We start from the raw sequence: 8,636 nt of genomic DNA, 5'->3' as shown, positions 1-8,636 counted from the left end.
AACGGTCTCTCCCTTCAGAAAGGACGTTACCGCCAAGTGCTACGGGGGCGACATCACGCGCAAGCGCAAACTGCTCGAGAAACAGAAAAAGGGTAAAAAGCGCATGAAAATGGTGGGCAAGGTCATGATTCCCCAGTCGGCCTTTTTGTCCGTTTTGAAGTCGGATACCGAATAAAATCGTGTGCCACGATTTTATGAAACGCGACTGCGTCGCTCTTAAATAATTGAGCCATCGTGTTGTTTTTTCCGTCATCCCCGCGCAGGCCTAATGACGCACGAAGTGCAAATAACACGCGAAGCGTGAATGACACCAAAGGATAAATGATCATGGGAAAAACCATTGCCGAAAAAATATTCGACGCCCACGAAGTGGACAACCCGTCCGGCGACATCCGGATAATACGGCTCGACGCGGTGTTCTGCCATGAAATCACCACCCCCATCGCCATCAATGACCTGGTGAAAAGGGGCAAAGACCGCGTTTTCGATCCGGACAGGATCAAGGTGGTCATCGATCATGTCTCGCCGGCCAAGGATTCAAAAACAGCCATGCAGGGAAAAATACTGCGCGAGTGGGCCCGGCGCAACCGGATCCCTGACTTCTTCGACATCGGGCGCAACGGCGTGTGCCATGCCCTCTTTCCGGAAAAGGGATTCGTCAGGCCGGGCTATACCGTGATCATGGGAGATTCCCACACCTGCACCCACGGGGCCTTCGGCGCCTTCGCCGCCGGCGTGGGCACCACCGATCTGGAAGTGGGCATATTGAAGGGCGTCTGCGCCTTCCACTATCCCGAAACCGTCAAAATTGAAATCGGCGGCAGGCTGCGGGAAGGGGTCTATGCCAAAGACGTGATTCTGGCCGTCATCGGAACCATCGGCGTCAACGGAGCCACGGGGCGGGTGGTGGAATTCGGCGGGCCGGTGGTGGAACGGATGGACATGTCCGCCAGGATGACCCTGTGCAACATGGCCATCGAGGCCGGCGGTACCAGCGGCATCTGCCTGCCGGACAAAACCACCCTCGATTTTCTGTGGCCCTTCATCGAAAACGAATATGCAGACAGGGACGAGGCCCTGAATGCCTTCCGATCCCTTGCGTCCGACCCCGATGCCGGCTACGAAAAGGTGGTGGAAATCGATGTGTCCGACCTGGCGCCGCAGACCACGTACGGCTACAAACCCGACAATGTCGTCCCGGTTGCCGACATGGAGGGTCAGAGGGTCGACCAGGTCTACATAGGCTCATGCACCAACGGCAGGATCGAAGATTTGCGCGTGGCCGCCGGCGTGCTGCAGGGCAGAACCATAGACGATCATGTCAGGGCCATCGTCTCGCCGGCCACACCGCATGTTTTCCAGCAGGCCCTGGACGAGGGGCTCATCAAGGTTTTCATGGATGCCGGCTTCTGCGTCACCAACCCGACGTGCGGGGCCTGCCTGGGAATGAGCAACGGCGTATTGGCGGAAGGCGAAATTTGTGCCGCCACGACCAACCGCAACTTCAACGGCCGCATGGGCAAGGGGGGAACCATCCACCTGATGAGCCCGGCCACGGCAGCCGCCACGGCCATTGCGGGGCATATCACCAACTCGGCGCTGTTCGGCGGCTGAAAAGAATATTTCTACTTCGTGTCCTTTGTGCGTTTGTGGCTCAAGGTCTTTTTTAGCTGCTCTAACCACCCGCCACGCTCAAGGCACAAAGGCCACAAAGGAAAATATTGTCCCTCACGGGGAAGAGAAAAGAACCTCTTGCCTTTAGCTGAAAACTGCTCGGGGTGCTTGGCGACTTTGTGGTTATACTATTGAGAAGGAAAGATCATGAAAGATTTCAGTGGAAACGTGCTGTTTCTGGACCGGGATGACATCAACACCGATGAGATCATCCCGGCCAAATACCTGACCGAAAACACCAAGGAGGCCCTCGCCCCTTATCTCCTGGAGGACCTCAACCTGGAGGAGTTCGACCCTTTAGTCGATGTGAAAGCGTGCGGGGTGATCGTCACGCGGTCCAATTTCGGGTGCGGCTCGTCCAGGGAACACGCCCCCTGGGCCCTGGAAGCCAACGGCATCAACCTGGTAATCGCCGAAAGCTTTGCCCGCATCTTCAGGCAGAACATGTACAACTGCGGCATGCTGGCAGTCGAGGTGGAAAAGGCGGTCATCGACCGGTTGTTCAAGACCTTCGCCGGGCTCGAAACCAGGGTTGAAACCGATCTTACCCGGGGGTGTTTCGAGTTCATTGCGGACGACCTGCGGGAAGTCGTGCCCTTTACCATTTCCGGGTTTGACAGGGAACTTGTCGACGCCGGCGGGTGGGTGAATTACGCGGATGCCAATTATTGAGGGGGCGGGTGAGCCTTGGAATCCAAAGGTCTGTGTCTGCGGTCGCCTGCGGTCAGGTTATTTCTCACCTCAATACTATGAGGTTGGAAAGCTTGGACGCTCGGAAGCATGAATGCTATAATGCTGCTATTCGATAATCAGCCTCCCAGCCTTCCAGCATCATAGCATGCCAGCATTATATGTAATTTCTCTGCGGGCTCGAGTGAAGCGGGCGAGAGACAAATAAAAAAACGCTACCTCCCCCTTCCGACCTCAAACCGCTTTCACGCCCCCGCGACCACCTCGTTGGCGATGCTGCCGATCCCCGCAACCCGGCACTCCACGACGTTTCCAGGGTGCAGCACGACGGGGGGATCCCTGAAGATACCCACCCCCGAAGGGGTGCCGGTGGAGATGATATCCCCGGGCAGGAGGGTGATGTCCCGGCTGATGTAAGCCATGAGGAAGGGAATGGAAAAAATCAGATCGCGCGTGTTCCCCTGCTGCATCACGTTTCCGTCCACCATCGCCTTCAGTTCCAGTTCGTCCGGATCGCCGATTTCATCCAGTGTGACCAGGGCCGGTCCCAGCGGCGCGAAGGTGTCGAAGGATTTCCCCCGGAACCACTGACCGTCGGAAAACTGGGCATCCCTGCCGGACACATCGTTCATGACGGTCAAGCCGGCGATGTAGTCGCCGGCATCCGCTTCGGCAATCCTTTTGGCCTTTTTGCCGACGACCACCGCCACCTCCACTTCCCAATCCACCTGATGGCTGCTGCGGGGCATGTAAATGGGGTCGTTCGGTCCATTTAAGGCGCTGGACGCCTTCGAAAACAGCACCGGTGCTTCCGGCTTTTCGAACCCGCCTTCACGGGCGTGCTCGGCATAGTTCTTGCCAACGCAGATGATTTTGGACGGATCCGCCACCGGGCTTCCCAGGCGCACCGTCATCTCCCTGCCCCGGTCTTCCACGGCCGCGACCCTGTCCAACCACCCTTTTTCGAAAAACGTTCGGTTCACATCGGGGATGTCGGGATGGTGGCTTCTCAAGTCCACAATGCGCCCGTTCCGCATCAACCCCGGCTTCTCTTTGCCTTTTTCACCAAACCTGATGATACGCATCTTCCGCTCCTTTATGCTTATGTTTCACCCCGATGCAATGATTTCCGCCGCCACGGCATCCCCCATCTCCGCTGTAGACACCGCCTTGTCCGCATCTCCGGACAGGTCACGGGTGAGCACGCCCGCTTCCAGCACCGCCCCCACGGCCCGTTCGATTGCATCGGCAGCCAGAGGATGGTCTAAACTGTACCGCAGCATCATGGCCGCCGACAGGATCTGCGCCACCGGGTCGGCAATCCCCATGCCGGCAATATCGGGGGCCGACCCCCCTGCCGGTTCGTACAGGCCGAAGCCGTCCCCATTGATGCTGGCGGACGGCAGCAGACCCATGGAGCCCGTAATCATGGCGCATTCGTCGGATATGATGTCGCCGAACATATTGCCGCACAAGAGGACGTCGAACTGATGCGGGTCCCGGATCAGCTGCATGGTGGCGTTGTCGATGTACATGTGGTTCAGAGCCACCTCTCCGTATTCCCGGGCGACCTCGTTCACCACTTCACGCCATAAAACCATGGTTGACAGGACATTGGCCTTGTCGATGGACGTCACCCGTTGCCTGCGGTTGCGGGCCATGGCAAACGCCCAATGGGCAATCCTTTCGATTTCCGCCCGCGTGTATACCATGGTGTCGAAAGCCTTTTCCCCGGCGCCGCTCCCTTCGCGTCCCTTCGGTGCACCGAAATAGATCCCGCCGGTAAGCTCCCTCACGCACAGGATGTCGAAACCGTCGCCGACGATGTCCGGATGCAGGGGGCTGTGCGCCGCCAGGGCCTTGAAAATCCTGGCCGGCCTCAAATTACAGTACAGCCCGAAATGCTCCCTCAATTTCAACAGCGCCGCCCGCTCGGGTTGCCGTTCCGGGGGAAGCTTCTCCCACTTTGGCCCGCCCACCGACCCGAACAGGACGGCGTCGCTGCTTTCACACAAAGCGAGGGTTTCCGCCGGCAGCGCCGAGCCGTGTTTGTCGATCGCACAGCCGCCGACATCGGCGTGGTGATATGTCAGTTCGACGCCATGGGTTTTTTTAACGGCGTCCAGAACCCTTACCGCTTCCCGCATCACTTCGGGGCCGATGCCGTCGCCCGGCAATATGGCAATTTTTTTCATTTCAGCCACCTTGATTTAAAACACGAAATCCAAAAGGCGCAGACTTGCGATCCTGTGTCCCGTGTTTTCGCTCTTTACCCCAGCGTTGCAGCTGTGGGGTTTATTTCTTTCGTGCCAATAAATCCCTTCCGTTACACCCGGTCCCGGCTTCGTCCTTCCGCTCCTCCTGCCGGCCGCCCTCCGCGTAACCGTCCTTATAGCACTTTCCGGCATACCAATCCATCTGCCGGCAGATCCCCCGAACAATGCTGACCTCCCGCGCCCTCAGCTGCATGCGCGTCAAAAAGCGCCTGAGGTTGTCCATGAAATAATCCGGGTTGTCGGGATTGATATAACTGATGCGCACGAGCATCTCGCGCAGCTGCGCGTACATGCCGTCCAGCTGATGGCGGCTGGCCAATTTGGGAACGAAGGCCGCCTTTTGCTCCAAGGTTGCGGTGTGCAGGGCATAGCAGACGATCATGACCGCCTGGGCCAGATTGAGGGAAGAAAAGTCTGCCGTCGGAATGTTCGCCAGGGCATGACAAAATCGCAAGTCCTCGTTGGACAGCCCCCGGTCTTCGGGGCCGAACAGGATGGCAACCCGGTTGTGCTGCGATATGGACACCAGTTGGCGGGCCAGATTCTCGGGGGAGTGCACCACCTGCCGCTGTTTTCCCATGCGCGCCGTCGTTCCGACCACGAATTGGAAGGACTGCAGCGCCGTCGCCAAATCGTCATAAAGCCGGATCCTGTCCACGATCCCGGAGGCCACGTGCGTCGCCAGCTTTCCGATTCGTTCCAGGTCGTAATTTTCCGGCGAAACGACCGACATGCGCCGCAGACCCATATTGCACATGGCCCTGGCCGCAGACCCGATATTTTCCGGATACCGCGGACGCTGGAGCACGATGTGGATATTTTCCAGATTTACCGCCGACATGAACTCAATAGGACGCAGATCGCTTCTCCCGATGTCAGATATGAAAAAGCCCTTCGAATAAATCAATCACGAAAGAGACAAACCACGAAAAGACCCAAGGTCTTCTTTAAGCTTAGGTTGCGGGCATTTGACCATTATCCTCAAGCTTTTCGTGCTTTCGTGATGAAAAATTTTCCCTTTTTATGACACGATTTCGAAGCTGTTGAAAAAATAGCCGATTTCGAATGCCGCGGTCTCCGGTGCATCCGAGCCGTGCACGACGTTCTTTTCTATGTCCGTGGCAAAATCCCTGCGGATGGTGCCCTCTTCCGCTTCCTTGAAATTGGTGGCGCCCATCAGCTTGCGGTAGCGTGCAATCACATCCTCGCCCTCCAGCACCATGACTACCGCCGGACCGGAAGACATGAAATCCGTCAGGCTGCCGAAAAAGGGGCGTTCCCTATGCACGGCGTAGAATCCCTTTGCCTGCGCTTTCGTCATGTAAACCATTTTCATGGCCACGATCTTAATGCCGTTTGCCTCCAACCGTTTTACCACCTCGCCGATCAAACCGCGTTTGACGCCGTCGGGCTTGATGATGGATAGCGATCTCTCCATGATATTGTCTCCTTTTCAAACATATTTTAACCTAAGTTTAATTAATGGTCGTGCGCGATCTAGCACAAACTTTCACGGACTGTCCAGAAGAATCTGGCCCGAACCACGTTTTATTTGGCATCGACAACCGGCCTTAATATACGTCCCCTTTTCCCATTTCCGGAAAGCATGAAAACCAATACGCGGCACGCTGATAAAATTTGCGGCGGGCTGTCGCAGTTCGGCTACCTGGGGCTGCTTTCCAACTACCTCTACACGGTTCTGGGAGCCACGCTGGCCAATACGATGGTGGCCGTGCTTCCGGCCATTATCGACAACATCCCGGTGATGTTCGCCGTGTTGACCATGGACCCGCCCATGCCCGTCGGCCAGTGGCTGCTGGCGACCTGACAGCCGGGACCGGCGGCAGCATCCTGGCCGTGGGTTCGGCCGCCGGCGTCGCCCTGATGGGGGCCGCCCGCGGGACCTATACCTTCGGCTTTCACTTGAAGTGGACGCCGGTCATCATCCTGGGCTACCTGGCCGGCATCGCCTGCCACATGATCGTCAACGCGAGCATGTTTTGAGAGCCGGCGTTGACAAGTGACCGCTGTAAAAATATAACGAATCTATAACCCAAAACAAGGCACAACGATTGCCGGGGAATAATACCGCCCCGGCCGGCAGGCTTTTACCTTGTTATTGGTTATAGGTCCGTAATATAATGGCGACATCCTTTTGATCCCGCCGTTTTTCGGAGGCGCGGGCCGCCCTCCGGGAAACGGCGGGGAATGCGCCCCCAAGCAGGGCTTCAACCTGAAACCCCCGTAGAAGGATGAATGGGACGATGCCGATCTACGAATTTTTCTGCCAAGACTGCAACACGATTTTCAATTTCTTTTCCAAAACCGTCGATACCAAAAAACGGCCGCTTTGCCCCCGATGCGGCAAGAGAAAACTGACCCGCCAGGTTTCCATGTTCGCCTTTACCGGAAAGGCAACGGAAGGCGGCGACATGGACGACCTGCCCATAGACGAAAGCCGGATGGAAAAAGCCATGGACGTTCTGTCCCGGGAGGTCGACCACATCGATGAGGACGACCCCCGCCAGGCCGCCAATCTCATGCGCAAATTGACCGATATGACCGGTTTGAAGCTGGGGCCCGGCATGAGCGAAGCGCTGGAACGCATGGAAAAAGGGGAAGACCCCGAACAGGTGGAGGCTGAAATGGGCGACCTTTTGGAAAGTGAAGACCCCTTTGTCGCAGCGAACGCCGGCGGCAGGGGTGCCGCCGTCAAAAGGCCCGAACCGACGCGTGACGAAACGCTCTACGATCTGTAACACGGTCTTCATTCGCTTCGCTGTCATTAGGCCTCCGGCTAATACGTGCGCTAACGCGCGGTATTGATGATAATTTGGCTTTGCCGTAATTTGCTTCGCTGCAATTCATTGTCGTTAATCGCTTTCTGCTAAAAGCGACAATAAATCTCACGCGAAGCGTAACTCACACCCGAAGGGTAAATAACGGCCGAAGGCCAAGTGACGCACGAAGTGCAAACAACACGCACAGGATTCGCCATGGGCGGAAACATATTGTCTAAATTCAGCATCCTGCAGGACGACATCACCAGGCTCGATGTGGATGCCATCGTCAATGCGGCCAACAGCACGCTTTTAGGGGGCGGAGGGGTGGACGGCGCCATTCACAGAGCCGCGGGGCCGGAACTGTTGGCCGAGTGCCGGGAAATAGGCGGCTGCCCGCCGGGCGAAGCCAGAATAACCCGGGGATACCATCTGCCGGCGCGGCACGTGATCCACACGGTCGGGCCGGTCTACAGCGGTTCCGCAGCCGACGGCCGGGTGCTGCGAAACTGTTACCGCAACTGCCTCGAGATCGCCCTACGGCACCACCTGGCGTCCGTCGCCTTCCCGGCCATCAGCTGTGGGGTTTACGGGTATCCCGTCGACCTGGCGGCCGCAATCGCCCTGAAAGCATCGTATGATTTTATTATCAATAACAGTGGGATAGAAGAAATTTACTTCGTGCTGTTTTCAAAACCCGTCTACGATGAATACCTCCGCCAATTTCAGAGACACCTGTCGGCATAGCCGAACATAATGAAACCCAAGGCATATTTTGGCCTTTTGAGTTGACAAACCCTGTTCCCGTGAATAGGTTTTCCTGCAGTATATGATCCACAGAAAAAAATTTCGGACAAGCATACAATACACCTAAGGAGGATATTATGGTCGAGGTAACAGCGGCGGCAACCGAACAGATTGCGGAATATTTCAAGGGAAAGGAAGTCTCGCCGATCCGGATTTTCCTGAATGAAGGCGGGTGAGGCGGCCCGGGCCTTGCTATGGCTTTGGACAAGCCAAAAGATACGGATGAAGTTTACGAAGTCGAAGGGTATAAATACATTGTAGACAAAGCGTTTCTCGAGAAGGTGAAACCAATCAAGGTGGATTTCTCGATGTACGGGTTCAAGCTCGACTGCGGCGTCGATTTCGGCGCAGGTGCCTGCTCGAGTTGCAGCACGGAAGGCAGCTGCTGCTCGACCTGATACCGGTTAAA

10 protein-coding genes and 1 pseudogene are annotated in these 8,636 nt (G+C 56.7%); 7 read left to right on the top strand and 4 right to left on the bottom strand.

The window, feature by feature from the left end; genetic code table 11:
- The 3 genes from LJE94_16635 to LJE94_16625 all read left to right on the top strand — a co-directional run.
- On the top strand, positions 1-175 hold a 175-nt coding region (locus tag LJE94_16635), incomplete at its 5' end, for a hypothetical protein (GenBank protein MCG6911729.1).
- 152 nt (positions 176-327) lie between these two features.
- The gene (locus LJE94_16630) at positions 328-1,614 is read left to right on the top strand and encodes a 3-isopropylmalate dehydratase large subunit (GenBank protein MCG6911728.1); all 1,287 of its coding nucleotides are present in this window, start codon (positions 328-330) and stop codon (positions 1,612-1,614) included.
- A 207-nt stretch (positions 1,615-1,821) separates the two neighbouring features.
- Positions 1,822-2,346: a 3-isopropylmalate dehydratase small subunit gene (locus LJE94_16625; GenBank protein ID MCG6911727.1), complete on the top strand. Its 525-nt coding sequence runs from the start codon at positions 1,822-1,824 to the stop codon at positions 2,344-2,346.
- 263 nt (positions 2,347-2,609) lie between these two features.
- On the opposite strand, the gene LJE94_16620 is transcribed toward LJE94_16625, so the two are convergent.
- From LJE94_16620 to ndk, 4 genes are all read right to left on the bottom strand, one after another.
- Complete coding sequence (locus LJE94_16620; GenBank protein MCG6911726.1) at positions 2,610-3,449, bottom strand: fumarylacetoacetate hydrolase family protein; 840 nt, start codon at positions 3,447-3,449, stop codon at positions 2,610-2,612.
- 24 nt (positions 3,450-3,473) lie between these two features.
- Positions 3,474-4,559 carry a 3-isopropylmalate dehydrogenase gene (gene leuB, locus LJE94_16615; GenBank protein MCG6911725.1) on the bottom strand — a complete coding sequence of 362 codons (1,086 nt, stop codon included), beginning with the start codon at positions 4,557-4,559 and terminating at the stop codon, positions 3,474-3,476.
- A gap of 100 nt (positions 4,560-4,659) precedes the next feature.
- On the bottom strand, positions 4,660-5,481 hold the full coding sequence (locus tag LJE94_16610) for an RNA methyltransferase (GenBank protein MCG6911724.1): 822 nt from the start codon (positions 5,479-5,481) through the stop codon (positions 4,660-4,662).
- 180 nt (positions 5,482-5,661) lie between these two features.
- Positions 5,662-6,078: a nucleoside-diphosphate kinase gene (ndk, locus tag LJE94_16605; GenBank protein MCG6911723.1), complete on the bottom strand. Its 417-nt coding sequence runs from the start codon at positions 6,076-6,078 to the stop codon at positions 5,662-5,664.
- 198 nt (positions 6,079-6,276) lie between these two features.
- On the opposite strand from ndk, the pseudogene nhaD reads away from it, so the two are divergent.
- The 4 genes and pseudogenes from nhaD to LJE94_16585 all read left to right on the top strand — a co-directional run bounded on the left by nhaD (position 6,277) and on the right by LJE94_16585 (position 8,625).
- Positions 6,277-6,644 (top strand): annotated as a pseudogene (gene nhaD / locus LJE94_16600) (sodium:proton antiporter NhaD).
- A gap of 260 nt (positions 6,645-6,904) precedes the next feature.
- Positions 6,905-7,399 (top strand): zinc ribbon domain-containing protein, encoded by a 495-nt coding sequence (locus tag LJE94_16595; GenBank protein ID MCG6911722.1) that lies wholly within the window; start codon positions 6,905-6,907, stop codon positions 7,397-7,399.
- A 237-nt stretch (positions 7,400-7,636) separates the two neighbouring features.
- Positions 7,637-8,167 carry an O-acetyl-ADP-ribose deacetylase gene (locus tag LJE94_16590; protein MCG6911721.1) on the top strand — a complete coding sequence of 177 codons (531 nt, stop codon included), beginning with the start codon at positions 7,637-7,639 and terminating at the stop codon, positions 8,165-8,167.
- A gap of 254 nt (positions 8,168-8,421) precedes the next feature.
- Positions 8,422-8,625, top strand: a complete 204-nt coding sequence (locus tag LJE94_16585; protein ID MCG6911720.1) for a hypothetical protein — start codon at positions 8,422-8,424, stop codon at positions 8,623-8,625.
- The last annotated feature ends 11 nt before the right edge of the window (positions 8,626-8,636 follow it).

It is taken from the genome of Deltaproteobacteria bacterium (assembly GCA_022340465.1).
Taxonomy (GTDB): Bacteria; Desulfobacterota; Desulfobacteria; order Desulfobacterales; family B30-G6; genus JAJDNW01.
This window is presented reverse-complemented; position numbering and strand designations above follow the sequence as displayed.

Bases quoted from the DNA above. Each gene is read 5' to 3' on its own strand.
- LJE94_16630 (MCG6911728.1), top strand. From the start codon at position 328: ATGGGAAAAACCATTGCCGAAAAAATATTCGACGCCCACGAAGTGGAC.
- LJE94_16625 (MCG6911727.1), top strand. From the start codon at position 1,822: ATGAAAGATTTCAGTGGAAACGTGCTGTTTCTGGACCGGGATGACATC.
- LJE94_16620 (MCG6911726.1), bottom strand. From the start codon at position 3,449: ATGCGTATCATCAGGTTTGGTGAAAAAGGCAAAGAGAAGCCGGGGTTG.
- leuB (MCG6911725.1), bottom strand. From the start codon at position 4,559: ATGAAAAAAATTGCCATATTGCCGGGCGACGGCATCGGCCCCGAAGTG.
- LJE94_16610 (MCG6911724.1), bottom strand. From the start codon at position 5,481: ATGTCGGCGGTAAATCTGGAAAATATCCACATCGTGCTCCAGCGTCCG.
- ndk (MCG6911723.1), bottom strand. From the start codon at position 6,078: ATGGAGAGATCGCTATCCATCATCAAGCCCGACGGCGTCAAACGCGGT.
- LJE94_16595 (MCG6911722.1), top strand. From the start codon at position 6,905: ATGCCGATCTACGAATTTTTCTGCCAAGACTGCAACACGATTTTCAAT.
- LJE94_16590 (MCG6911721.1), top strand. From the start codon at position 7,637: ATGGGCGGAAACATATTGTCTAAATTCAGCATCCTGCAGGACGACATC.
- LJE94_16585 (MCG6911720.1), top strand. From the start codon at position 8,422: ATGGCTTTGGACAAGCCAAAAGATACGGATGAAGTTTACGAAGTCGAA.